Source organism: Paraburkholderia aspalathi, from assembly GCF_905220735.1.
Classification (GTDB): domain Bacteria; phylum Pseudomonadota; class Gammaproteobacteria; order Burkholderiales; family Burkholderiaceae; genus Paraburkholderia; species Paraburkholderia aspalathi.
In genome coordinates, this window is record NZ_CAJNBA010000001.1 from 62,166 (window position 1) to 86,128 (window position 23,963).

Below are 23,963 nucleotides of genomic sequence, written 5' to 3' on the forward strand. Positions count from 1 at the left end.
TCTCGGTCTAGCAGAACTCACCCCAAACTAGGCCGACGTCGCCTGACGATCGGGAAGACTGACCTTGATCGCGGTGCCGGTTCCCAGCGAACTGACCACCTCGATCCGACCGCCCAGCATCAGGACCCGTTCTTCCATCCCCGCAAGGCCGAACGATGTTTTTCTGATTGCCTGCGCGTCGAAACCCTGACCGTCGTCGCGGATCTCCAGCACGCAGGCGTCGGGCGTTCGTTCGAGCGTGATGATCACTTCGTTGGCCGACGCATGACGAGCGACGTTCGTCAGTGCCTCCTGAACGAGGCGAAACAGCACGATAGCGCGGTCCTCACTCATCACGATGGTCTCGTCCTGCACGTGAAGGCGGCACACCGTACGACCGTTGCGGTCGAACTCGGCAGCGAGCCACTCGAGCGCTGCCACGATGCCGGCGTCCAGTGCCGGCGGACGCAGCGACGCGATGACGCCGCGCACAACCTGCATGGTTTCGTCCACCAGGGCAATCAGCGCCCGGGTCCCGTCGAACAGCTCCGGGCGATCGTTGCCAAATTGCATGCGCAATGCCGACGCACGCATGCGAAGCGCGGTGAGATACTGCCCGAGCTCGTCGTGCATTTCCCGTGCGATGTGTTTGCGCTCTTCCTCGCGTGCCGTCTCGCGACGCGACGTGAGTTCCCGCAACATATCGTATGACTCCCGCAGGCGCTGCTCTGCCTCCTTGCGGTCGGTCAGATCGATCACGAAGGCGACGCCCTCCTTCCCGCCTGCTTCGAAAGCGACCCTGCCGATCATGACGGGCACGCGGCTGCCGTCTTTTCTTAGGTACTCCTTTTCCTCGGGCTGCAAGCGCCCAACCCTGCTGAGCTCTGCCAAAGCGTGTTCGGTACTTTCCCGCCATTCCGGGGGCGTCAGATCCGTCCAGCGAACGCGACCCGAAAGGAGATCCTCCCGCTCGTATCCCACCATGCGCAAAAACGCGTCATTGGCCTCGAGAATGTCGCCATCAACTCGCCACATAATGATGCCGATGATGTTGGCGTCGACAAGCCGCCGGATTCTGGATTCGCGCTCTGCAAGATCGCGGTAAAGGCGGGTATTTTCGAGCGATGTCGCGGCCTGGGAGGCGAGGAGCCTGAGTCCGGCAATCCGAGCCGGCGCGAAGACGCGAGTGATCAGATTGTTTTCGAGGTATAGCGCGCCGATGAGCTTGGCCCGATTCATCAAGGGCAGGCAGAGCATCGAACGGGTCTGGTGTTGACGGATGTACGGATCCGTGGCAAACGTGGGATCGCCCGCGGCATCGTCGAGAATTACGCTCTCCTGCGTGCGCAGGACATGGTAGAGAACGGACTCGGGCAGCATCGCCGCGCTCACCGGGACATCGCGTAGTTGCACGCGCGGCGTGTCGCCGTCCGTCGTGACCTCCGCCGCGATCCGTTGCTCATCGCCCTCTGGGAGAATCAAGAGGCCTCGCTCGGCGCCAGCCTGTTCGATCGCCGTGCGCATCACCGTGTCGATCAGCTTGTCGAGAACAATCTCTCCCGAGACCGCTTGCGACACTTTGATCACGGTCGCGAGGTCGAGGTGTTCGACCGGTGTCCCGATTGTGCTGGTTGGTCGAGGTGCCGGCTCGACCTCCCTGAGATACCGGTGCATCTCGTCGAGTTGCCGTACCTTGCCGTCTGCGCCCCAGCGTTGATAACCCTGCCGGGCGTCCTGCAGATACACGCGCGCGATCTTCTCGAACCCGCGCGCCGCGTAGAAGCGGGACGCGAGTTCGCCAGCAAGCGCTTCGTGGTGCACGAAACCGTTTGCGCGCGCTGACCGGATAGCCTCCTCATAGAGGCGCATCGCGTCGACGTCGCGGCCCTCCAGGCGGGCTAACTCGGCACTCACCAACACCGCGCGGTTCTCGAAGTTTTCGGGGCAAGTCTCCGCTCGTAATTGCAGTTGTCTGTTATGAGCCGTTATTGCTTCGAGGGACTCCCGTCGTTTGCGGTCGGATATAGGACCGCGCCAGGCGGCGAGAGATAGCGCGCTGTAAAAATGATATTCGGCCTCCTCCAGATAAGAGGCCGATGTCCACAAAAGACCTTGTGCCCTCAAGGAGGCCTCCGCGGCCGCCGCGTAATCGCCTGCAAAGAAGCGCGCCTGCAATTTGCGGGTCCAATACCAGCAATGGGCAATCACCAGGTCCGGATTTTCCGCGAAGTGGCGCTCGATCTGCGTCTCGTCAAACTGTCCGTCGTCAAAACAGCCGAAGGCGGGCGTCAGGCCTCGCAGCGTGCGTATCAGACCAAGCTGAGTAGAGCTGACGTCGATGGCGAATCCGAAATGTGATTTTTGCGCGAACGTCAGACTGGCTTCGGCTTCGCGCTGCACGTCCGCGAGCGCGTCTCCCGCGAAGAGCAAGTTGGTCGTCATATGGGTGTAGCAGTAGGCCTCACAAACCAGATCGCCAGTATTCTTCGCAGCCTCGACCCCGCGGCGCACCAGCTCCCGGCCACCCCGGAGATGTCTGGCCATCGGCAAAATGACATTTCCAAAGTGCATATAGGTTCTTGCGCGAAAGCGCATCAACCCGCGCCGTTCGACCAGGTCGTAACCAAGCTGCCCGAATTGAAATCCGACCTTGTAGTGGCCAAAACGCGCTCCGGCAATCATGCCGAGCCGGACATAGGCAGAGGAAGATCCATCGCAATTGCCGCGTTCGAGGCTCAGATTCACTGCCGTGGAGACGACCAGCGACCATAGATTGGCATCGGTAAACAACGCCGCGGGCATGACTTTGACCAGGACGTCCATTGTCGCCAGCGATTCCGGGTCGGTCATCAGCGGCAGATCGATGAGCCTTTCGATCGGGAGGTTCCCAAGCTGGGACCAGATTCGCTCGTATTCCTTTCGCGCTTTCTCTTCTCTTGTATGCGGCGACCAGTCGATCCCGAGATGTTTCAGATAGTCGAGAGCGACCGCGACGGCGCGGCTGGCCTGATCGAGCGTCATGTACAGGTCGACGCGCAAACACGCTACATTGGCGCGCTCAGGCACAGTCGCGGCACAGCGTGAAAGCACGTTCAAGCGCTCTTCTGCGACCGGTAACCAACCGGTCAAAAATTCGCATTCGGCCCGGTTCAACTCCAGCGCGAAGATCAGTTCATGCCTGCGCGCCCAGCAGTCGTCCGTGAGAAGTTCAGCGCCGGTGGTCAGATAAGTGAGCGCCGATTCATAGGCTGACGAGGCCTTCGCGCGCTGGCCGGCTATCAGATTGAACTCAGCCAGTTGCTCCCGCTCTTCCTGTCGCGCAACAAGGGCCACGCCGCGGTTGAGTTGATTGACAATCTCGAAGATGGCTTCTTTCCGATTCTCGGGCAGCGTTTGCGCCGCAAGCAGCCGCCCTATGCGCAGATGGGCCTCCTCGCGCGCGGCCTCCGGGATCATCGAGTAGGCACCCTCCTGCACCCGGTCATGCGCGAATCGGAAGGATTCCTCAAGCTGCTCGATAAGCTCCTGTTCCACTGCCGGTCGCAACAACGCCCGGATCTCCTGCCTCGAATTTTCAAGAACGTTCGACAGCATCGCCATCGTGGCGGTGTTGCCAAGGCAGGCAAACTGTTGCAGCGCCCGCTGCGTTTCGACCGGCAAGCGAGCCAGCTTCGCAACCATCAGGTCCGCTACGTTGTCCGTATAGCCCTTGCCATGAATGTTCGGCAGATCCCAGAGCCAGCGGGCCGCGTCGTGATCGAAGCCGAGCAAGCCTTCATCAACGAGCGCATGTAGAAACTGAATGACGAAAAACGGGTTACCGGCGGTCCTCTCGTGTACAAGCTGCGCGAGCGGTCCGGCGCGTTCCGGCGTGTCGTGCAGCGCCTCTGCGATCAATTGCTCGACGTGCTCGCTCGCCAGCGGCGCCAGGGCGACTTCATCGAACTTCGCGCCCGCGTTTCTGACGGCCTGAAGTGTGCGCATCAGCGGATGCGTGCCGTCGACCTCGTTGCTGCGATAGGCCCCGATTAACATCAAATGGCGCAGGTCCTGACGCGTGAGCAGGTCCTCCAACAGATCGAGCGTCGCGGCGTCGAGCCACTGCAGATCGTCGAGAAACAGCGCCAGCGGATGCTCCGGTCTGGCAAAGACTCCTATGAAGCGCCGGAAGACAAGCTGAAAACGACGTTGCGCATGATGCGGCTCGAGTTCCGGGACAGGCGGCGGATCACCGATGATCAACTTAAGTTCGGGGATCAGATCGGTCATGAGCCGTGCGTTAGATCCGAGGGCCTCCGTCAGGTCGCCGCGCCAGATCGCCAGTTCCACTTCGCGTTTGCCGAGCAGGGGCCGCACGAGTCCCCTGAAAGCTTGCACCAGCGTCGAATAGGGTATGTCGCGCTTGTACTGGTCGAACTTGCCGGAGGCAAAGAGTCCCCTCGGCGGGACCAACACCTTGTGTAGCTCATTGACGACCGCGGATTTGCCGATGCCGGAATAGCCGGAAACCAGCACCAGTTCCGGCGCGCCGCTACTGACGACGCGGTGGAAAGCGGCCACCAGCGCTCCAACCTCGCGCTCCCGTCCATAGAGCTTCTCGGGGATGAGCAGCCGGTCGGGCGTGTCGTGCGCGCCCAGCCGGAAGGCGTCGACGCGATGCCGGAGCTCCCATTCGGCAAGGCAATGCCGCAGATCCCACTCGACGCCGGCTGCGGTCTGGTAGCGCTCCTCGGGTGTCTTCGCGAGCAGCTTCATGACCACGGCGGAGACGCCGCGCGGGACCATCGTGACCCGCACGTTAGGTGACATCGGCGTGCGGGCAACATGGCAGTGCACCCACTCCATCGGGTCGGCAGCGCTGAAAGGCAGTGTGCCGGTGAGCATCTGGTAGAGAGTGACGCCGAACGCGTAGAGGTCGCTGCGCGAATCGATCGAACGATTCATCCGTCCGGTCTGCTCGGGTGCCATGTAGGCGAGCGTCCCGGCGATGGTTTCGGGCGGCTCGGGCGGTTGCCGCTCGCGTGGGAGCCGCGAGGCAATGCCGAAGCCCGTCAGCCGCACCTGAGCGTCCGCGCAGTTCACCAGGATATGAGCCGGCTTGAGGTCCTTGTGGACGAGGCCGTGCTGATGGAGCTTGCCCAGCGCTGCCGCGATTCCCCCGGCAACGCGCAGAACACTGCCCGCCTCCATCGGCGCACCAACCAATCGCTCGAGCGGTTCGCCGCCCGGATCCTCGAGCACCAGCATCGTGCGGCCGTCTGCCCGCAGCAGTTCCTTGGGGCGCACCGCCCACGCGCTACCGAGTTGATCCCTCAGCGCGAACTCATGAGCGAGGCGCGCGAGGCTGGCGGGTGAGGGATGTTCGGCGGCGATGCGCGCAACAAGCACGCTGTCGCCGCCGTCTCGTGGCTGCCACCGACAGAACACGCGCTCGCCATCCTCCCAAAGAATCTGGAGGCCGCTACCTGGGTCGAATCCGTGTGTGGCGTCCATCTGTCGTGGCTGGTGTTCGAGCGTCGCCCGTCATGGCTCAAGAGGGCGCGCGCCCCGTTCCTTTGGCTCACTGCACCGGTACGCACGAAATGCACGGGACAAGGCGACATTTGTACGATCGGCAATGCTTACAACTGACAGTATCGTTGTCACGATACACCTTGACGACCGCGGCAAGATATTCGCCTCAACCCTTTGGGAGGCCTTCGGAAAGGCCGGTGCCATCTCCTTTGTGCCGAGCCGGCAGCACGGTTCTGGCGAAAGCGATTCGCCTAAAGTCTGATGAAAGGCGCGGCATTCCGCGCCTTTGTTTGGTTATCCAAACTTAACGAAGTTGTGCACCGGCAGCGGGCCGCCCGGGATTTGAACTAGCTGGCCCCCGGCTTCGAGCGAACCCAGGTCAATGCCGAAGAAATCGAGCTTCTCGATCAATCCGCTCACTGCCGCTTTCGCCTGTGCGTCGTCTCCCGCGAAGAACAGCACGCGGCGTCCGCCTTCGGCCTGTGGATCCTTCGAGAGGAGATGTGCCGGCAGATGATTGAACGCCTTCACGACGCGTGCGCCCGGCACGAGTTCCGAGAAGATTCCGCTCGACGTCCGGCCATGCAATTCGGCCGGCTTGAACAGCGGCGGCTCGATCGCGTTGTTCGCGTCGATCACGATGCGGCCGCCGAAGTCCGGCAGCCCGGCCAAGGCGGTCGGCAGCTTCGCCCAGTTGACTGCGACAAGGACGATGTCCTGCGCGGCCGCCTGTTCGCGCGTTCCCGGCGTGATCGATGGACCGAGCTCGCGCACGAGGTCAGCGAGTGAGGCCGGGCCCCGGCTGTTCGCAATGACGGCCTTGAGGCCTTTGCCCGCCAGCGCTCTCGCGAACGCGGATCCGATGGCGCCTGCTCCGATGATACCGATGGTGCTCATAACGATGCTCCTGGTGAAGAGTGATCAATCAAGTGGTAAGCCGGCAAGGAGAGGGACATCTGAGGTTCACTCCCACGGCTAGGTGACTGAATGTTGCCGCCTTTATTGCTTGATGATTAGCCGGGAATCGCTTGAATTATTTTCAAGCAATGCTTTAAGATTTCCGCATGGAAACCCTCGCCAACCTTGAGTCGTTTGTCCGCAGCGCCGAAACGGGCAGCTTCTCCGCGGCCGCGCGGCGCCTTGCGCTGACGCCCGCCGCGGTCAGCCGCAACGTTGCGCTGCTCGAACGCAATCTCGGTGTGCGGCTATTCCAACGCTCGACGCGCAAGCTCACGCTGACCGAGGCGGGCGAGCGCTTTCTCGTGGAAATCGGCGGCAATCTGGATGCGCTGCAGGCGGCAATCGCGTCCGTCTCGAACGATCGGAGCGAGCCGGCCGGCGTGCTGAAGGTCAGCATGGCGCCGACGTTCGGCATCACGTACGTCATGCCGCTGCTGCCGGCGTTCCTCGCACGCTATCCAATGATTCGTCCGGATTGGCACTTCGAGAACCGGCCGGTTGACCTGATTGAAGAGGGCTACGACGCAGCGCTGGGTGGTGGCTTCGATCTCGCACCGGGCGTCGTGTCGCGCGCATTGACGCCCGCGCATCTCGTGGCGGTTGCGTCTCCGGCTTACATGGCCGGCCGCCTATCGCCGATAGATCCCGGCGATCTTGCGGACCTCGACGGCATCGTGATGCGCTCGAGCCGCACGGGCCGCGTGCGTCATCGGACGATGCGTAACGCGGTAGGCGATGAGATGCCCGCACAGCTCGGCGAGACCATCATGGTCAATGACCCGGCAGCAATGCGCGAGGCAGCGATTCTCGGACTGGGCGTGACGTTGCTGGCCGTGTCGGACGTGCTGTCTTCGATTGAACGAGGGGAACTCGTGCGATTGCTACCGCGCTGGTACGCGGACGCCGGGGCGATCTCGATCTACTACGCGACGCGAGCGCTTCTGCCGGCGAAAACTCGGGTGTTTGTCGATTTCGTTGTCGAGGCATTCGAGCGGGAGCGGTTGGCTGAGAGGTTTGCAGGCAGCATCGGGTGAGTCGCGCCGCGCAGGCACGCTCCCTCCTTCCCCACGAAATGCACCGTTCCTGAACGCGTTCGCCAGTAACACGCGCAGGCGCACGGAACCGGTGCGCCTGCGGCGGCCACGCCTCCGTTAAAGACCAGCCTGCATGTCCCGCACAGCCGCGCCAGACCCACATCACAGCGCGCTTACCCACCTCCTCGCTTCCCTGGCTCGGATTCTGCTTATGCAGGAATTATTGTTGAACAATATTTTTTCTATTGTTCAACAATGTATATTACCTCCACCCCGACGAGCGAGAACTCCATGAAAGCCCAACCTGATCTGAAAACTGTCATGCCCTCCCTGCCGCGGGTCGCGAAGTGCGCCGCCGCGCTCGCGCTATTCGCCGCGTCTCACGCGTTCGCCTCGAGCGGCGCGCCGACCGTGGCGCCCGGCAAGCTGACGATCGGCGCGGATCTGACGTATCCGCCGTACGACTACGTGCAGGACGCGGATCCGGCCGGCTTCGATCCCGCGTTCATGACGAAGCTCGCCGGGCATCTGAAGCTCCAGCCCGGCTTCGTCGACACACGTTTCGCGAATCTGATCCTCGGCGTGAACGCCAATCGCTTCGACGTAATCGCGTCGGCGCTCTATGTGACGCCGGAGCGCGCGAAACAGATCGACTTCGTGCCCTACCTGAAAACCGGCGGCTCGCTGCTCGCCTTGAGCCACACCGGCTTTGAGCCGAAGAAGCCCGAAGATCTGTGCGGCAAGCGCGTGAGCTCGATCAAGGGTGCGTCGTGGATTCCGAAACTCAACGACGTGTCGAAGCAGGTCTGTACACCTGCCGGCCGCGGCGCAATCGACGTGCGCGAGTTCGAGACTTCGCCGGAAGCGGCCCAGGCCGTCCTCTCGCACGCCGTCGACGCGCAATTCGAAGACTCGGCCGTCGCGCAAATGACCGTCAACAAGCTCGGCGGACGCGTGGCGATTACGTCGACAACCCCGCTCTATCCGGTCGTCATCGGGCTCGGCGTCAAGAAAGGCAATGACGCGCTGCTGGCCCAATTGAAGAGCGCGTTTGCGTCGATGAAGCAGCTGGGCGAATACCAGGCGCTACTCAAGCAGTACAACGTCGCGGAGCCGACCGGCAATGACATTGCCCAGGCGCTCGGCACGGCATCGAACTAACTGCACGTTGCGCGCGCAGCCAGAGGCCGGGCACTCGCCCGCGCCCTCGCGGCTGCGCGTCGTAAGGGGAAGCACATGGTATTCGACTGGCACTACACGGCTTCGCTATTGTTCGACGCCGCCTTCTGGAAAGCCACCTGGCTCGTCGTCGAACTGAGCGCCGCGACCTGGCTGATCGGCATTGTCGCGGGCTTCGCACTCGCGCTCGGCAAACAGTCTGTGTTCATGCCGCTACGCGTGGCATGCAGCACCTACATCTGGCTCTTTCGCAGCCTGCCGCTGCTGGTGCTGCTGATCTTTGTCTATAACCTGCCGCAGGTGCTGCCCTGGACGGGCGGCCTGTTGTCCGACCCGTTCTGGGCCGGCCTGCTGGCGCTTTCGATCAGCGAAGCGGCCTACATCGCCGAGATCCATCGCGGCGGCCTGCTGTCGCTCCACAAGGGCCAGCTCGAAGCAGGCAAGGCGCTCGGGATCCGCTTTGTCGGCCTGCAACGGTTGATCGTGTTGCCGCAGGCGTTTCGCGTCGCGCTGCCCTCGCTCATTAACGAGTACGTTACGATCGTCAAACTGACGTCGCTCGTGTCCGTCATTTCGCTCGCGGAAATCCTGCTGGTCGGCGAACGCCTGTACACGCAGAACTTCAAGGTGCTGGAGACGATGCTGGCCGTCTCGTTCTACTATGTGCTGATCGTCACGGTGTTCGGCCACGCGTTGAAAATGCTCGAAAAGCACCTTGATGTCACGCTCCGCACGCGGGCTGCGAATGCCGTCATTCCCGTGGAAACACCGCGGCCCGTGCAGGCAGCAAAGGACGTTCGTACCGCGCGAGCAGGCAGCGCGACGCGTTCGCTGGAAGCCATCGGCATCCGCAAGCGCTACGGCGATCATGAAGTGCTCAAGGGGATCGACTTGACCGTGCGCGCAGGAGAAGTGGTGTCGATCATCGGCCCGTCGGGTTCGGGCAAGACTTCGCTGATCCGCACGCTGAACGGCCTCGAGACGCTCGACGGCGGCGAAGTGCGCCTGCATGACAAGGCGTTCCTGTGGCCGCCCCGTGCGAGACATGGCAAGGTACCGCATGCGCAGTACATGCGCGGCATCCTCGACATCGGCATGGTGTTTCAGAGCTTCAACCTGTTTCCACATAAGACTGTGCTGCAGAATGTGACGCTCGCGCCCCGCTATCACGGGCGTCTGACCGGAACCGCGCTCGACGAATCCGGCATGCGTTTGCTGGCAAAGGTAGGCATGGCTGCGCATGCGCACAAGTATCCGCATCAGTTGTCCGGCGGTCAGCAGCAGCGCGTCGCGATTGCGCGGGCACTCGCGATGCAGCCGTCGATTGTTCTGTTCGACGAACCGACGTCGGCGCTCGATCCGGAACTGGTCAACGAAGTACTGAAGGTCATCGAGGGACTTGCCCAGGAAGGCATGACCATGATTATCGTCACACACGAAATCAACTTTGCGTTCCGTATTTCAGACCGTATCGTGTTCATGGAAGCAGGCATGATAGTGAGCGATGCGCCGCCGCGCGAACTGGCGACGCTCGACAAGACTTCGCGTATCGCCAGCTTCCTCAAAGACGTCCACCTTGCATAAAACACCGTATGCCCACCTCGCAATCAACTGTTACTCCCCTCGCTGCGCAGGAGCCCGAGCAATCGGTCACGGACCGGATTCTGTCGACAATCCGCAACGAGATCATTGAAGGCAAATTGCCGCCGGGCACCGCACTCGTCGAGAACGATCTCACCCAGGCGCACGAGGTCTCGCGCAACACGCTGCGTGAAGCGCTGCGTCTCTTGTGCCGTGAAGGGCTCGCGGTGCATTACCGGCATCGCGGCGTGATCGTGCGCACCCTGACGCGCCACGATGTGCGCGACATCTATCGGGTGCGGCGCACGCTCGAACTGCAAGCCCTGATGCGCGAAGACCCGATTGAGGAAGATGAAATCGCGGCGATGCGCGACGCCGTCGTGCACGCGCAAGCGGCGGCGGACGAAGGCGACTGGCGCAGCGTCGGCACCTACAGTCTGCTGTTTCACCGGCGCATCGTGCAGTTACTCGGCAGCCCGCTGTTCGACACATTCTTCACGACGATACTGGCGCAACTGCGTCTTGTGTTTGCGTCGGCCCCCGACGAGCGGCGCTTCCAGCGTCCCTGGATTGCGAAGGATCAGGAGATTCTCGAACTGATCGCGAGTGGGCGCACCGCCGAGGCGAGCGCCGCGCTTGCCGGTTACCTGAAGCAATCGGAGCACGCGCTGCTCGATTACCTTTGATTCGTTGCCTCTCATTCCTTCTTCGTCCACCGATTCACGGCTACTGCTCACACAGGCGACAGCGCGTGACAAGCGCAGCCTGTCCGTGTGCTTTATCAAGGAGTCTCCATCATGTTGAATTACCCCGCCGCCTATCAATCCACCAAGGGCTCAGCGCTCGACCCTGACAAGGCGTTTTATGGTCGCATCGCCTCCGAACACGATACGCGCACCCTGGTTGAATCGATCGTCGTGCCCATCCGTTCGGGTCAGGCATGGACCGTACCGGCTGGCCACGTGTTTCGCATCGTCACGATTGAAGGTCCGCAAGTAGCCGACCTGAACATGTGGAATCTGCACAACCCGCGCGAGCGCATGTGGGCCTCGCGCACGCGCCAGTTGCAGCAGGCGCACGTGAGCACATTCGACCGTTTGTGGTCGACGCTACCCTTCCTGCGCCCCATGGTGACGATCACCGACGACAGCCTCGCCGATTACGGCGTCGACGAGCATGGCGGCCGCGTTCACGACCTGCTTGGCACACGATGCGATCCGTACGTGAACCGCATGCTGACGGGTGAGGATTTCCATTTCCACTGCCATTCGAACCTGACGCGCGCAATCGCCCCGTATGGGTTGACCGAATACGACGTGCACGACGTGCTGAACGTGTTCCAGTGCACCGGGCTGAATCTCGAAGACAAGTACTTCATGAAAGCCTGTCCCGCGAAGAAGGGGGATTACCTCGAATTTTTCGCGGAAATCGACCTGCTTTGCGCGTTGTCGACCTGCCCTGGCGGCGATCTCTCGTTGCCGATGTGGGGGCCGGATGCGCGCGATCCGCTGGAGGTATGCCGTCCGCTTGGCATCGAGATCTACCGGCTCGCACCGCAGATGCTGGAGGGATGGACCTCGCCCGCGGTCGCCGCGTACAAGGGACAGCACGGGATGACGTTGCAGCAGCCGCAGTGGAAGTGTGGGTGTTGAGGATTCAGCATCGGCGCAAGGCTTGCAAGCTCGCATGGCAAACGCAACGCGTCGATCTAACTTCTCGCCGATGACAGCTCGGTGCGCTTGCGCTGCAGGAAGCGGCGCACGGCCGGATCGCGCTCGAGTCCGATCGCGAGATCGTACGCGCCGAGCGCTTCGGCCGTTGCGCCGGCACGCGCCAGCAGATCGGCGCGCGCGGCCCAGTACGGCTGGTAGTCGGCCAACCGCGGATCGTCCGAATAGGGCTCGAGCGCGTCGAGCGCCGCCTGCGGGCCGTCCCGTTCCGCCAAGGCGAGCGCACGGTTGATCGCTACCACCGGCGACGCCGCAATCGCGAGAAGCGCATCGTAGAGCTGTACGATCTCGCCCCAGTTCGGCCGATGCGTCTGGCAGCGGTAAATGTGCGCTGACTGCAGCGCGGCTTCGAGCTGAAAGCGTCCGATTGCGTTGAATGTGCTCGCGCGTCGAAGCAACGTGTTGGCAGCGTCGATCATCGGCGTGTTCCATGTCGCCGGATCCTGAGCCGACAGCGGCACGTAGTCGCCGGCCGCATCGCGTCGTGCATCGCGCCGCGCCTGGGCATACAGCATGAGCGCGAGCAGACCCAGTGCCTCCGGCTCCTCGGGCAGCAGCTCGATGAGCAGTTGCGCAAGAAACATTGCCTCGCCGACGAGATCGCGCCGCTCAGTATCACCGCCAACCGGATCGGTCCACCCTTCCGCGTACGCCGCATAGACCGCTTCCAGCACGGCAACGAGCCGGCCGGGCAACTCCTCGCGCTCGGGTACGCTGAACGGAATGCCCGCTTCGCGAATCTTGTTCTTCGCTCGCGCGAGGCGCTTGCTCATTGCGGCGGGCGACATCAGGAACGCGGACGCGATCGTCTTCGCTTCGAGCCCCAGCACCACCTGCAACATCAGCGGCGTGCGAATCGCGGCCTCGAGCGCGGGGTGCGTGCACGCGAACAGCAGCGCAAGCCGCCGGTCGGGCAACACGCCTGCTTCATGCTCGTCGATCTCGTCGGCGAGGATCGCGAGCTGGTTCACGACTTCGTCGCCGACATGCCGATGGCGCGCGCCATCGATCGCCCGGCGGCGCGCAACCGTCATCAGCCACGCTTCGGGATTCGCGGGGCAGCCGCGCTCGGGCCAGTCCGCGAGCGCGGCTGCAAACGCGTCCGCCAGCGCGTCCTCGGCGGCGGCGACGTCGCGCGTGCGCATCGCCAGCAGCGCGACGAGCTTGCCGTAACTGCGGCGAGCGACCGCCTCGGCAATCGAACGCGCGGCGCCGTCAACTTCACGGCCGCCGCGGGACGGACTCATACAGCAGATGGCGCGTCGTAGGGGGCAGTCCAGACCGGCCGCACTTCCATGAGGCCGTGCGCCGCGCCTGGACAACGCGACGCCCACGCGATCGCCGCGTCCAGGTTGGGCACGTCGATCAGGTAGTAGCCGGCGAGCTGCTCCTTCGAATCGGAATACGGTCCGTCGAGCACCTGTGGCTTGCCGTCGACGAGCCGCACCGTGGTGGCCGAATTCGTGTTCTGCAGCCGGTTGGCGCCCACCAGCACCTCCGCTTTCTTCAACGACTCGGTGTACGCGTGATACGCGGCGACGCCCTGCTGCCGCTCGCTGTCGGTCATCTTGTTCCAGCCGTTTTCTTCCGAATAGATCATCAATAGGTATTGCATATGAGCCTCCGTCATGGGGTTGAGGCGGGTGGACATATCGGGCCGCCATGACAATGACGCTCGGGCGGCATGCTAACGGACAGGCGGTGGAGAAAAATTCAGAGTGGCACGCGCGATCTGTTCCTGTCAAACGCCGTGCGCCAGCAGATCGTCAACATCCTCAATCGTAGTAGAGAAGGAAGTCACGAACCGAACGACGTTTTGTTCCCAGCGGCTTCGCGTTCAGTCACCGATCGCTTGCGCATCTTGCCCCGTGTCCGCCTGCTCACGCATCAGCAGGAGCAGCGCGATAAGCACAAGCACTATCGTCAAGCCAACGAAGAGCAACGTCGCGCGTTGAATGTCGGCGAGTTGCACGGCGATGCCAAGGCCGATCACAGGTAGTGAGATCGCCACATAAAGCACGACGAAAAAACTGGACGTGACTTCCGCTCGTCTGTGCGCCGGCGCGGCGGACGCGATCTCGCCCAACCCGGCGCGGAAGCTGATGCCCTGCCCGATTCCTGCCAGGGCGGTGCCGAGCAAAAGCGCGCCGAGCGAGCGCTCCGGCACGCACAAACCAACACATATCAGTCCCACGACGAGTCCAACGCAGCCAGCCGCTTGCCTCCATCGGGCAGCAATGACCGTCTGCACGATTTGCCCGAGTGCGGAGCACGCGAACAGCAGGAACACGATCGCGCCGGTCACGATGCCGCTGTGAAAGCCGAGTACGACCCGAATCAGTTGCGGGGCGACAGCCGCAAAGAAGCCCACCACGACGAAACCTGCAAAGCCCGCAAGCGCGGCAGGAATAAACGCACGGCGTACTTCGGCAGGAAGCGAAATTTTCTGGATGCCGAGCTTCACGCGCGCAGGAATCGTAGCGGTCTCCGGCACGCCAAGAACGACTAGCGCGGCGACGCCCACCAACGCGAGATGCGCCGCATAGGGCAAGCGCGTTGGCCAGGGGAATAGTTCGACGAGGATGCCGCTTAGCAACGGACCACAACCCAGCCCGAGCATATTGGACGCCGTAGCCGCGAGCATGGCTTTGCCGCGCCACGCAGGCGGCGCGAGTTCGATCACAGCTACGGTGGCGGTTCCTGTGAAGATGCCGGCGGAGATTCCCGACAGCAGGCGGCCGAGCATCAGAAGCGCCAGCCCGTCGCTGAGCAGGAACATCAGCGCTGACGCAGCCGATGCAAACAGTCCGGCCAGTAGCATGCGACGACGGCCGAGCTGATCGGACCAGTTGCCGACCAGTAGCAGTGCACCCAGTACCCCGATTGCATACGAGGCATAGATCACCGTGATGATCGTCGGTGTAAAACCATACTGCAGTTGGTAGTACCGATAAATTGCCGTCGGTAGCGTTGTACCCATCATGTTGATCGCGAACGCCAACGCGACAGCCAGAAATGCGATCGGGGATTGCGGTGTGACAGAAGCTGCTTTCATGAAACGTCCCAACGGTTGCTCGAAGACTGCGCGCAATTATGGGCAATTTCTCACGGCCTTGCTGGCGGCTCGACAGTGGCGGTCAGCTTCGACCTCGCATTACGACGGCGGCGCTAAGCGATCGGCACATCACGCGGACGCAGGTGATCGACCCGCTTTTCGCCGTGGTCGAATTCGCGCCGCGCCAATTCCATTTCGCTCATGTGGACTTCGACCCAATCCCATATCCCGCAGATCTTGTCGAGCAGGCTCCGCCCCAGTGGCGTCAGCTGATAGTCGACCCGTGGCGGGATCACCGGATGTACGTAGCGCGTAACGAGGCCGTCACGCTCGAGCTGTCGCAATGTCTTGGTGAGCATTTTCTGGCTCACGCCCTCCACCACCTCGCGCAGCCGCGAAAAACGCATCTCGCCGTGCGTACCGAGCGCGTCAATGACGAGGATCGTCCACTTGTCCGCGATCTGCTCGATGATGTTCCGCGCCAGGTCATCGGTTTTTTTTTGCGGATTGTCGTGCGCGTAAGCGCCGTCGTAGCAATTAGTTTCCATGGGGAAAGTATGAAACCGTCAGGTGCCTTCTTGTGATCGCCGGATGCCGCTGAAATAATCGGCTCGCCTGCCCGTCCGATGGGCACGTCGCCGTTAGTCAGATCGCATTCGACCCGTATGCGGTGCTTTACGTAGTGCTTTGATTAGAGAGCTTCACATGACTATTGAAACAATCGCAATTGAAGGTTTAACGACTCCCGTCTCACGCATCGGCCTTGGCACCTGGGCGATCGGCGGATGGATGTGGGGCGGCACCGATGAGAAAGACTCGATCGCGGTGATCCGCCGGGCGCTCGACAGCGGGGTCAATCTGATCGACACAGCGCCGGTGTACGGCTTCGGCGCTTCGGAGGAGATTGTCGGCAAGGCGCTGGCCGATGGGTATCGGCACAAGGCGGTCATCGCGACCAAGGTCGCATTGGAATGGCACGACGGTGCAGTGTTCCGCAATTCGTCGTCAGCGCGCATTCGTCAAGAAGTAGAGGATACGCTTCGGCGCTTGCGGACAGATTACATCGATCTGTATCAGGTCCATTGGCCCGATCCGCTGGTGCCGATCGAAGAGACCGCCGCGGTACTCGACGATCTGCGCAAGGAAGGCAAGGTGCGGGCGCTGGGCGTCAGCAACTTCTCGCCTGCGCAAATGGATGCATTCCGGCGCGTGGCGCCGCTGTCAACCACGCAACCGCCGTACAACCTGTTCGAGCGCGATATCGATCATGACGTGCTGCCGTATGCAAAACAGCATGGGCTCGTCGCGCTTGCCTATGGGGCACTATGCCGCGGGCTGCTGGCGGGGCGCATCGGTGTCGAAACGCGTTTCGAGGGCGACGATCTGCGCCAGCGCGACCCGAAGTTTCGCGAGCCGCGTCGCGAGCAGTATGTCGCGGCCGTGAAAGCACTCAACGTGTTCGCGCGCGATAACTTCGATAAATCGGTGCTCGCGCTGGCGGTGCGCTGGGTGCTCGACCGCGGCCCGACGATCGCGCTGTGGGGCGCACGTCGTCCGGCGCAGCTCGACGGGATCGAAGATGTGTTCGGCTGGCGCCTCGACGAGAAGGCGTTCGAGCAGATTGACGCGATTGTTGCGCAGTTCGTCAAGGATCCGGTTGGGCCGGAATTCATGGCGCCCCCGGAACGCGTGCTCGTAGCATGACAGGGAGCCATCGACCATGCGAACCCATCGACGCACCTTCATGCTCCATTCAATCGGCGCGGCAGCGCTCGCGATCAGCGGACGCAACGTCTGGGCGGCGCCCCCGCAGCTTCAGGAGAGCGATCCCGCTGCGCAGGCACTCGGGTACAAGACCGATGCGGCCCATGTCGACCGCGCGAAATATCCCCATTTCAGCGACAACCAGCGCTGCACGAACTGCCAGTTCTTCCAGGGCAAGCCGACCGACGCCAGCGCGCTTTGTGCGCTGTTCGGCGCGAAGCAAGTGAGCGGTACCGGATGGTGCAACGCTTATCAGGCAAGGGCATGAACGGCGTGCGCAGGTAGGCGATGCCAGGCAGCGCCGACGGGTGTGGCGTGCGTCGACAACAAGGAGTGAACCGATGGAACTGATTGTGAATGGCGTGCATCACAACGTCGACGCCGACGCGAACATGCCGCTGCTGTGGGCGGTGCGGGACCTGTTAGGGCTGCATGGCACCAAGTTCGGCTGCGGCGTGGGCGCATGCGGCGCCTGCACCGTACATCTGGATGGCGTGGCCGTGCGTTCGTGCGTCACCTCACTGAGCGATGTGCAGGGCAAGCCCGTGACGACGATCGAAGGCCTGGGCAAAGGCGGCGAGCATCCCGTGCAGCGAGCGTGGAAAGCCGCGAATGTGCCGCAGTGCGGCTACTGTCAGCCTGGCCAGATGATGCAGGCTGCGTCGCTGCTAAAACAGACGCCGAAGCCGAGCGACGAGCAGATCGTCGAAGCGATGTCCGGCAATGTCTGCCGCTGCGGCACCTATCAACGCATCAAGGTTGCCATCAAGGCAGCGGCGGAGCAGGCGTAATGAGCGAGATTGTCAATCTGAGCCGGCGCCGGGTGCTGAAGGGCACTTTGGCGGGCGGGGTGGTATTGGGCCTGCAAGTCGGCGGCGCACGCATGGCGTTTGCAGCGAGCCCGCTCGCTTCGGCAAGCGGCGCCAAAACGGTATTTGCACCGAACGTCTATGTATCGGTCGCGCCGTCGGGCGAGATCGTGCTGGTCGTGCATCGCTCCGAAATGGGCACCGGCATCCGCACCAGCCTCGCAATGATCCTCGCCGACGAACTCGATGCCGACTGGAACACCGTCAAGGTTGTGCAGGCACAAGGCGATGCGAAGTACGGCGACCAGAATACCGACGGCTCGCGCAGCATCCGCCAGTTCTTCCAGCCACTGCGCGAGGCAGGCGGCTCCGCGCGGCAGATGTTGATGGCGGCCGCCGCTGCGCAGTGGCGCGTAAGCACGGCGAGTTGCCGGACCGAACTGGGTCATGTGGTGCATGCGGCGAGTGGGCGGCGCCTTTCATACGGCGCGGTGGCGGCGGCCGCGGCGCGTCAGCCAGTACCCGGCCGCGACACGCTGCACCTGAAAAACGAGGACACGTGGCGCTATATCGGCAAGTCGATGCCCATCGTCGATCTCGACGACATTGTTCACGGCCGTGCGACGTACGGCATCGATGTCGTGTTACCCGGTATGACGTATGCGTCGGTCGAACGTTCGCCCGTGTACGGTGCAACACTCAAAAGCGTCGACTCGACCGAAACGATAAAGGTGCCCGGCGTGTTGCACGTGGTGCGCATTTCTTCCACGCCGCTGCCCGCCGGGTTCCGGCCGTTGGGCGGCGTCGCGGTGATAGCGACCAACACGTGGGCTGCGCAGCAAGGGCGACAGAAACTGAAGGTCGAATGGGACCTCGGGCCGAACGGCACTTACGATAGCCACGCGTATCGCAAGGCGCTTGAGGACACCGCGCGGCAGCCTGGGAAGGTTGTGCGTAACAACGGCGATACCGCGGGCGCGCTGAAAAACGCTGCACGACACGTGTCGGCGGACTATTACGTGCCGCATCTGGCGCACGCGGCGATGGAGCCGCTGGCTGCGACTGCATCGTTTGCGAACGGCGCGGTCGAGGTCTGGACCGCGACGCAAAACCCGCAGCAGGCGCGGACAACCGTCGCACAGGTGCTCGGCCTGCAGGAGCAGGCTATAACAATCAATGTCACGTTGCTCGGCGGCGGCTTCGGCCGCAAGTCGAAACCAGACTATGTGGCCGAGGCCGCGTTCCTGGCGCGCGAAGTCGGAGCACCCGTCAAGCTGACGTGGACACGCGAAGACGACATACGAAACGACTACTTCCATGCCGTGTGTGCGCAGCACATGGAGGGCGGACTCGATGCGCAGGGCAGGACGATAGCGTGGTTGCACCGGAGCGTGTTTCCGTCGATCGGTTCGACGTTCACGCCGAACGTGGTTTATGGTTCGGCGGGCGAGCTCGGTCAGGGTGTGACCGACATGCCTTATGAAGTCGCCAACGTGCAGTGCGAAAACGGAGCCACGCCCGCGCATACACGTATCGGCTGGTATCGCTCGGTGTACAACATTCCGCACGGCTTCGCGCTGGGCTCGTTCGCCGACGAGCTCGCCGCTGCTGCGCGACAGGATCCGGTGCAGCATCTGCTCGCGCTGTTGGGCAGTCCGCGCCATGTCGATCTGCATGCGCTGGGGGTCGACTATCCGAACTACGGCGCGTCGATCGACGAGTATCCGATCGATACCGCGCGCTATGCCGCGGTGGTCCGCGCGGCGGCGGTGCGGTCGAACTGGTCCGCCGCGTTGCCCGCTCGCCATGGACGCGGCATCGCTGTTCATCGCAGCTTTCTGTCGTACGTCGCCGCGGTCGCGCAGGTGCAAGTTGCCGACGATGGCTCGGTGCGCGTGACACGTATCGATCTGGCGGTCGACTGCGGACGTATCGTCAATCCCGATCGCGTGATCGCGCAGTTCGAAGGCGCTGTCGTGATGGCGCTCGGCAACACGCTATACAGCGAACTGACGTTCAGTCAGGGTGCAGCCGACCAGTCGAACTTCACCGACTACCGTGTCGCCCGTATCGACTCCGTGCCGGAAACGCACGTATATATCGTGCCGAGCGCTGCACCGCCCGGTGGTGTTGGCGAACCGGGCGTGCCGCCGACAATGGCTGCGATCAGCAACGCAATCTTCCATGCGACAGGCACGCGGGTTCGGGCGTTGCCGGTGGATAGCGCGTTGTTGAAGCGGGCGTGAACGGCGGTTTATCGACCACGTCTCATTGTGTCGCGCCGGCGTGTCGCAATGCATCCTCCGCAGCCGGGTTGTGTTGTGCGATCGCCATTTGCAACGCGGTCCCGCCACGCGCATCGACATGATTCGCGTTGGCGCCGTGCGCGACAAGCACCGGAATCATATCGAGCCGGCCGAATAGCGCGGCAAACGACAATGCCGTTTCCCCTGCGTTGTTGGTTTGATCGATGTCGCAATGCGTGTTGAGCAACATCGTTGCAATATTCGTCTCGCCTTTGAAGAGCGCCCCCATCAGTGCCGTGTTGCCATGCCGATCGGCGGCGCAAGCGTTGGCGCCTGCAGAAAGAAGGGCCTTCAATGTCTCCGGGTGGTTGTCATACGCGCTAAGGATCAGCGCGGTATAGCCTTCGGGCGTCGTTGTCTCAAGCGGGAAATGCGCGTCGATCAATGCCTGAACGATATCCGTGCGTCCCGCACGCGCCGCGACAAACCAGTCTTCTGTGAAACGCGGGGTGTCCGTCGCGGCCGAATACGTTCCCGGTTGATACACATGCTGTGCGCAACTCGCCGTCAACAGTGCGGCCAGGGCGGCGACCGCCGCGGTCCGAACAAGGCGCCGGGCAGTGAAAAAGCATCGCATTACGTTCTCCGTAAAAAGCCTGTCTGATCAGTCGGGAAGCCTGCTTACGCAGGCTTCCGTGCATGCTTCAGTTATCGCTCAGGTGTGCGGCCGCATCCTTCACACGGGTGACATCCGCGTTGGTCGCACGCGCGAGACGGGTACCGTAGTCGGCATCAGCCTTATAGAAGTACGAGAGCATTGCGTACTTGTTCGCGTCGTTGGTCACGCGGCCAAGGTCGCCCGACAGCGCCGTGATCAGATCGGTCTTGCCGGTCTCGGACAGCGTCCGGTAATACTCGCCGGCCTGACGGAAGTCGAGCGTCTTGTGGATCGCTCTTTGCTGGGTTGTCCCCTTCAGCGGCGTCTGCACGGACTTGTACTTGTCCTGCTGCGAGATTTCGGCGACTCCGGATGGCTCGTAGTTCACTTCGCCCTTTCGATCGCCCTCGTTCATGAAACCGTCCTGGTTGTTGTTATAGACCGGGACGACGGGGCGATTGATCGGCAACTGGTTGTAGTTCGGGCCCAGGCGATACATCTGCGTATCGGCGTAGGAGAACAGACGACCCTGCAACATCCGGTCCTCGGAAGGCTCGATCCCCGGCACGAGCCGCGACGGCGCGAATGCCGATTCTTCCGTGGACTCAAAATAGTTGTCCGGAATGCGGTTGAGCGTCATCGTGCCCACCTTCTGCTCCGGGATGGAAGACGGCCACACCTTCGTGTCGTCCAGCGCATCGAAATCGAATTTGTCCAGATCCTTCGGCGAGAGCACCTGGATGTAAAGGTCCCACTGTGGATACGAATGCGCCTTGACCGAGTTGTACAGGTCATTGGTCATCAGATTCCAGTCCGCGCCGATCGAATGCGGGATATCCTGGGGACGAATGCCTTCGACACCCTGCCGGCTCTTCCAGTGAAACTTCACGTAGTGAACTTCCCCTTTCGCATTGACGAACTTGAAAGCGTGCACGCCGTAGCCGTCCATGTGGCGATACGAATCCGGCATGCCCTCGTCCGTGTAGAGGTGCGTCAGCATGTTCGTCGCTTCGGGCGAATGAGCAAAAAAGTCAAACGCCAGATTCGGATCCTGCACGCCAGTCACCGCCGATAGCTTGTTCGCATGCACGAAGTCAGGAAACTTGATCGCGTCCCGAATGAAGAAGATCGGCCAGTTGATGCCGACCATGTCCCAGTTGCCTTGCTGCGTATAGAACTTGATAGCGAAACCGCGCGGGTCTCGTGCCTGCTCGGGCGAGCCGCGATAGCCCATCACCGTCGAGAATCGGACGAAGACCGGCGTCTTCGATCCAGGCGTGAACACCTGGGCAGAGGTGAGGGAACTGATGTCTGTAGTCGGCACGAACTCGCCATAGATACCTGTGCCACGCGCATGCACGACGCGCTCGGGTATGCGCTCGCGGTCGAAGCGCTGCAGCTTCTCGATGAGATGAGAGTCCTGCAAAAGCACCGGACCTTCGGGGCCCGCCGTCTGGGAGTTCTGGTTGTCGCCGACAGGGGACCCGCTATCCTGGGTCATATCCACGGCAAACGCCGGTTGAGCGATCGCCATGGCGGAGACGATCGAGAAAATGCTTGCTGCAATCTGTGTCTTCAGTATTTTCACGTTGTATTCCTGGTTCATGGGGGGAAACCGGAGGAATCCTATTACTCAGACATTCGATTATCCAATCTCTTTTTTCTATCATTTCAATAGTCACTGAATTCAGTTAGACAACAAAAATTACAAAAATAAAGTTGACAATTGACGCGAATTTATTCGACAGGAAATCGCAGATTCAATGACGGAAATGTGAATTGAAAGATCGTTCTGAATTTCGTGGGGAAAATCTGCCGTGGGTCTTGCGGCATTGCGCTTTTCTCAACAATGACGCCGTGCCACGCTTGCAGCGCCTTGCGTACGCCCCGTGCGTGGTGGCGCCGTGTACGCTTTATCCAGTTCAAATAATTTCAACTGAATTTATTATTTTTTCGCATACCCTTATGAATGATATGTTTTTATCCAGCATATCCAAAAAACGTTTTTTTATTTTATAAACAACCTTAACTTAACCTTATCTTTGTGTGGAATAGCGTTAATTAAATCAGGAGCGTGGGCATGCGTGCCAATAATTGGCGATGTCTTTCCTGATTTCATCACTCGTCTCGAATGTGAATTGAAGCGTTATCAATAATCATTCACGCGACAAAGCGCTTGCGTGGGTTCACGATCGCGAAAGCCACACAAGCGAGAGCGCTGCGCTTTAGAACTGATGCCGCACGCCGAGCAGTACCATCGTCTCCGAGTTCTTACCCGAATCGAGGCCATAGGAGCCGATCGATGCGGTAGCTGCCATACTGCCGCCCGTGCCGTCAGCCGTTCGACCAGATGCCTTCTGATATGCAGCGAGTGCGTAGACGTCCGTACGCTTCGAGAAAGTGTAGTCGGCGCCCAGGCTAACCTGATTGTAGGTCGCGTCGGTTTGCGCACCGCCGTCGCCCTTGGTGAAGTTGTAGCCGACGCCCAGTGTCGTCGTGGGAACCGGTTTGTAGTTCACATAGACCGTAGCGTTGTTAAAGTGGGTATCGGCCGACAGCGATCCTTCTCCGTATGCGACATTGCTGTATGCCGCGCCGAACTGGAACAAGCCGAGTTGATAACTCGCGGCCGCGCGAATCATGCTCACCGACTTCGCCGAGAACAGTCCGCGATTGATACTCGAAAAATAGGGGTTGTCGGTTGTCGGCGCGCTGGCGCCCGGTGCGAGCGACACACCGCTGCTGGTCAACACGAAATCGTTCGCGAAGTTCGCGTGAAGGTACCCGGCGGCAAGATTCAGCGGACCGTTCGCATATGCCGCTGCAAGCGCATAGGTCTGACCACTCGACGCGCTGCCCGCAACTCCGCCGAGCGCATACATTCCTTCCCACTGAAAACCCGCGTAACTCGGGCTCACATACTTCACGGCATTGTTGACGCCAAGGCTTTCGTCGTAGTTGTCGAGATCGCCCGGAGTCGCAAACGCCGACCCGAATATCGCGTCTTCCGTCAGCGGCTCGATGAGGTCGACCAGCGGATCGAATTGCCGGCCAAGCGTGACAGTGCCAAGCGGAACGCTCGCCAGGCCGACAGTCGCCACGCGACCGAACTCCCGCCCGTTGTTGTTCAGGGCACCGTTGCTAAGAACAAAGCCGTTTTCGAGCCTGAAGACTGCGGAGAGTCCGCCGCCCAGGTCTTCCGTGCCCTTCAAGCCCCAGGAGTTGGCGCTCAGCGTCCCGTTTATCATCTGGAACGCGCTGCCCGTCCCGCCATTCGCTTTCGGCAGATTGCTCACGTAGCCGATGGCGGTATCGAGCGTGCCGTACAGCGTCACGCTGCTCTGCGCCTGTGCGGCGCTGGCCAACGCGCTACAGGCAAGCGCCGCCAGAAGTTTTATCTTCATCTGATCTCTTCTTCGTTGAATTTAAACTGCGTCTGTCCAATGTGGCTGCA

The 23,963-nt window shown here is 61.7% G+C and carries 18 protein-coding genes; 9 read left to right on the forward strand and 9 right to left on the reverse strand.

What is annotated here, in order from left to right:
- Positions 1-27 precede the first annotated feature (27 nt).
- Together KHO30_RS00245 and KHO30_RS00250 are read right to left on the reverse strand one after the other, a co-directional pair.
- On the reverse strand, positions 28-5,472 hold the full coding sequence (locus tag KHO30_RS00245; protein WP_211699711.1) for an AAA family ATPase: 5,445 nt from the start codon (positions 5,470-5,472) through the stop codon (positions 28-30).
- A gap of 315 nt (positions 5,473-5,787) precedes the next feature.
- Entirely contained in the window at positions 5,788-6,390 is a 603-nt protein-coding gene (locus KHO30_RS00250; protein WP_200619509.1) for an NADPH-dependent F420 reductase, read from the reverse strand.
- A gap of 167 nt (positions 6,391-6,557) precedes the next feature.
- Between KHO30_RS00250 and KHO30_RS00255 the strand changes: the two genes are divergently transcribed.
- From KHO30_RS00255 to KHO30_RS00275, 5 genes are all read left to right on the forward strand, one after another.
- Complete coding sequence (locus KHO30_RS00255) at positions 6,558-7,487, forward strand: LysR family transcriptional regulator (RefSeq protein ID WP_200619510.1); 930 nt, start codon at positions 6,558-6,560, stop codon at positions 7,485-7,487.
- A 291-nt stretch (positions 7,488-7,778) separates the two neighbouring features.
- Positions 7,779-8,648: a transporter substrate-binding domain-containing protein gene (locus KHO30_RS00260; RefSeq protein ID WP_093635087.1), complete on the forward strand. Its 870-nt coding sequence runs from the start codon at positions 7,779-7,781 to the stop codon at positions 8,646-8,648.
- 75 nt (positions 8,649-8,723) lie between these two features.
- A complete protein-coding gene (locus KHO30_RS00265; RefSeq protein WP_093635086.1) occupies positions 8,724-10,250 on the forward strand; it encodes an amino acid ABC transporter permease/ATP-binding protein in 1,527 nt (508 codons plus the stop codon).
- 8 nt (positions 10,251-10,258) lie between these two features.
- Positions 10,259-10,933 (forward strand): GntR family transcriptional regulator, encoded by a 675-nt coding sequence (locus tag KHO30_RS00270; RefSeq protein ID WP_093635085.1) that lies wholly within the window; start codon positions 10,259-10,261, stop codon positions 10,931-10,933.
- Between the two features lie 111 nt (positions 10,934-11,044).
- Positions 11,045-11,899 (forward strand): urea carboxylase-associated family protein, encoded by an 855-nt coding sequence (locus tag KHO30_RS00275; protein WP_054040108.1) that lies wholly within the window; start codon positions 11,045-11,047, stop codon positions 11,897-11,899.
- Between the two features lie 56 nt (positions 11,900-11,955).
- Here KHO30_RS00275 and KHO30_RS00280 read toward each other — a convergent pair whose 3' ends face one another.
- From KHO30_RS00280 to KHO30_RS00295, 4 genes are all read right to left on the reverse strand, one after another.
- A complete protein-coding gene (locus KHO30_RS00280; protein ID WP_200619512.1) occupies positions 11,956-13,224 on the reverse strand; it encodes an RNA polymerase sigma factor in 1,269 nt (422 codons plus the stop codon).
- The gene (locus KHO30_RS00285; protein WP_054040106.1) at positions 13,221-13,592 is read right to left on the reverse strand and encodes a YciI family protein; all 372 of its coding nucleotides are present in this window, start codon (positions 13,590-13,592) and stop codon (positions 13,221-13,223) included. The genes KHO30_RS00280 and KHO30_RS00285 overlap by 4 nt, the downstream gene beginning before the upstream one ends.
- A gap of 222 nt (positions 13,593-13,814) precedes the next feature.
- Positions 13,815-15,032: an MFS transporter gene (locus KHO30_RS00290; RefSeq protein WP_200652495.1), complete on the reverse strand. Its 1,218-nt coding sequence runs from the start codon at positions 15,030-15,032 to the stop codon at positions 13,815-13,817.
- A gap of 113 nt (positions 15,033-15,145) precedes the next feature.
- A complete protein-coding gene (locus tag KHO30_RS00295; RefSeq protein WP_093635082.1) occupies positions 15,146-15,580 on the reverse strand; it encodes a winged helix-turn-helix transcriptional regulator in 435 nt (144 codons plus the stop codon).
- Positions 15,581-15,737: 157 nt separating this feature from the next.
- Here KHO30_RS00295 and KHO30_RS00300 point away from each other — a divergent pair, with 157 nt between their 5' ends.
- The 4 genes from KHO30_RS00300 to KHO30_RS00315 all read left to right on the forward strand — a co-directional run bounded on the left by KHO30_RS00300 (position 15,738) and on the right by KHO30_RS00315 (position 19,851).
- The gene (locus KHO30_RS00300; RefSeq protein WP_211699712.1) at positions 15,738-16,736 is read left to right on the forward strand and encodes an aldo/keto reductase; all 999 of its coding nucleotides are present in this window, start codon (positions 15,738-15,740) and stop codon (positions 16,734-16,736) included.
- A gap of 16 nt (positions 16,737-16,752) precedes the next feature.
- The gene (locus tag KHO30_RS00305; RefSeq protein ID WP_200619516.1) at positions 16,753-17,064 is read left to right on the forward strand and encodes a high-potential iron-sulfur protein; all 312 of its coding nucleotides are present in this window, start codon (positions 16,753-16,755) and stop codon (positions 17,062-17,064) included.
- Positions 17,065-17,137: 73 nt separating this feature from the next.
- The gene (locus KHO30_RS00310) at positions 17,138-17,587 is read left to right on the forward strand and encodes a (2Fe-2S)-binding protein (protein WP_093635079.1); all 450 of its coding nucleotides are present in this window, start codon (positions 17,138-17,140) and stop codon (positions 17,585-17,587) included.
- Positions 17,587-19,851 carry a xanthine dehydrogenase family protein molybdopterin-binding subunit gene (locus KHO30_RS00315; protein WP_211699713.1) on the forward strand — a complete coding sequence of 755 codons (2,265 nt, stop codon included), beginning with the start codon at positions 17,587-17,589 and terminating at the stop codon, positions 19,849-19,851. The genes KHO30_RS00310 and KHO30_RS00315 overlap by 1 nt, the downstream gene beginning before the upstream one ends.
- Positions 19,852-19,873: 22 nt before the next feature.
- On the opposite strand, the gene KHO30_RS00320 is transcribed toward KHO30_RS00315, so the two are convergent.
- From KHO30_RS00320 to KHO30_RS00330, 3 genes are all read right to left on the reverse strand, one after another.
- Positions 19,874-20,488: an ankyrin repeat domain-containing protein gene (locus KHO30_RS00320; protein WP_211699714.1), complete on the reverse strand. Its 615-nt coding sequence runs from the start codon at positions 20,486-20,488 to the stop codon at positions 19,874-19,876.
- Between the two features lie 67 nt (positions 20,489-20,555).
- Positions 20,556-22,043, reverse strand: a complete 1,488-nt coding sequence (locus KHO30_RS00325; RefSeq protein ID WP_211700924.1) for a catalase — start codon at positions 22,041-22,043, stop codon at positions 20,556-20,558.
- A 691-nt stretch (positions 22,044-22,734) separates the two neighbouring features.
- Entirely contained in the window at positions 22,735-23,913 is a 1,179-nt protein-coding gene (locus tag KHO30_RS00330; RefSeq protein ID WP_200619520.1) for a porin, read from the reverse strand.
- Positions 23,914-23,963 lie beyond the last annotated feature (50 nt).

Bases quoted from the DNA above. Each gene is read 5' to 3' on its own strand.
- KHO30_RS00300 (WP_211699712.1), top strand. From the start codon at position 15,738: ATGACTATTGAAACAATCGCAATTGAAGGTTTAACGACTCCCGTCTCA.
- KHO30_RS00290 (WP_200652495.1), bottom strand. From the start codon at position 15,032: ATGAAAGCAGCTTCTGTCACACCGCAATCCCCGATCGCATTTCTGGCT.
- KHO30_RS00255 (WP_200619510.1), top strand. From the start codon at position 6,558: ATGGAAACCCTCGCCAACCTTGAGTCGTTTGTCCGCAGCGCCGAAACG.
- KHO30_RS00330 (WP_200619520.1), bottom strand. From the start codon at position 23,913: ATGAAGATAAAACTTCTGGCGGCGCTTGCCTGTAGCGCGTTGGCCAGC.
- KHO30_RS00325 (WP_211700924.1), bottom strand. From the start codon at position 22,043: ATGGCGATCGCTCAACCGGCGTTTGCCGTGGATATGACCCAGGATAGC.
- KHO30_RS00245 (WP_211699711.1), bottom strand. From the start codon at position 5,472: ATGGACGCCACACACGGATTCGACCCAGGTAGCGGCCTCCAGATTCTT.
- KHO30_RS00315 (WP_211699713.1), top strand. From the start codon at position 17,587: ATGAGCGAGATTGTCAATCTGAGCCGGCGCCGGGTGCTGAAGGGCACT.
- KHO30_RS00305 (WP_200619516.1), top strand. From the start codon at position 16,753: ATGCGAACCCATCGACGCACCTTCATGCTCCATTCAATCGGCGCGGCA.
- KHO30_RS00310 (WP_093635079.1), top strand. From the start codon at position 17,138: ATGGAACTGATTGTGAATGGCGTGCATCACAACGTCGACGCCGACGCG.
- KHO30_RS00250 (WP_200619509.1), bottom strand. From the start codon at position 6,390: ATGAGCACCATCGGTATCATCGGAGCAGGCGCCATCGGATCCGCGTTC.
- KHO30_RS00265 (WP_093635086.1), top strand. From the start codon at position 8,724: ATGGTATTCGACTGGCACTACACGGCTTCGCTATTGTTCGACGCCGCC.
- KHO30_RS00260 (WP_093635087.1), top strand. From the start codon at position 7,779: ATGAAAGCCCAACCTGATCTGAAAACTGTCATGCCCTCCCTGCCGCGG.
- KHO30_RS00275 (WP_054040108.1), top strand. From the start codon at position 11,045: ATGTTGAATTACCCCGCCGCCTATCAATCCACCAAGGGCTCAGCGCTC.
- KHO30_RS00320 (WP_211699714.1), bottom strand. From the start codon at position 20,488: ATGCGATGCTTTTTCACTGCCCGGCGCCTTGTTCGGACCGCGGCGGTC.
- KHO30_RS00295 (WP_093635082.1), bottom strand. From the start codon at position 15,580: ATGGAAACTAATTGCTACGACGGCGCTTACGCGCACGACAATCCGCAA.
- KHO30_RS00285 (WP_054040106.1), bottom strand. From the start codon at position 13,592: ATGCAATACCTATTGATGATCTATTCGGAAGAAAACGGCTGGAACAAG.
- KHO30_RS00270 (WP_093635085.1), top strand. From the start codon at position 10,259: ATGCCCACCTCGCAATCAACTGTTACTCCCCTCGCTGCGCAGGAGCCC.
- KHO30_RS00280 (WP_200619512.1), bottom strand. From the start codon at position 13,224: ATGAGTCCGTCCCGCGGCGGCCGTGAAGTTGACGGCGCCGCGCGTTCG.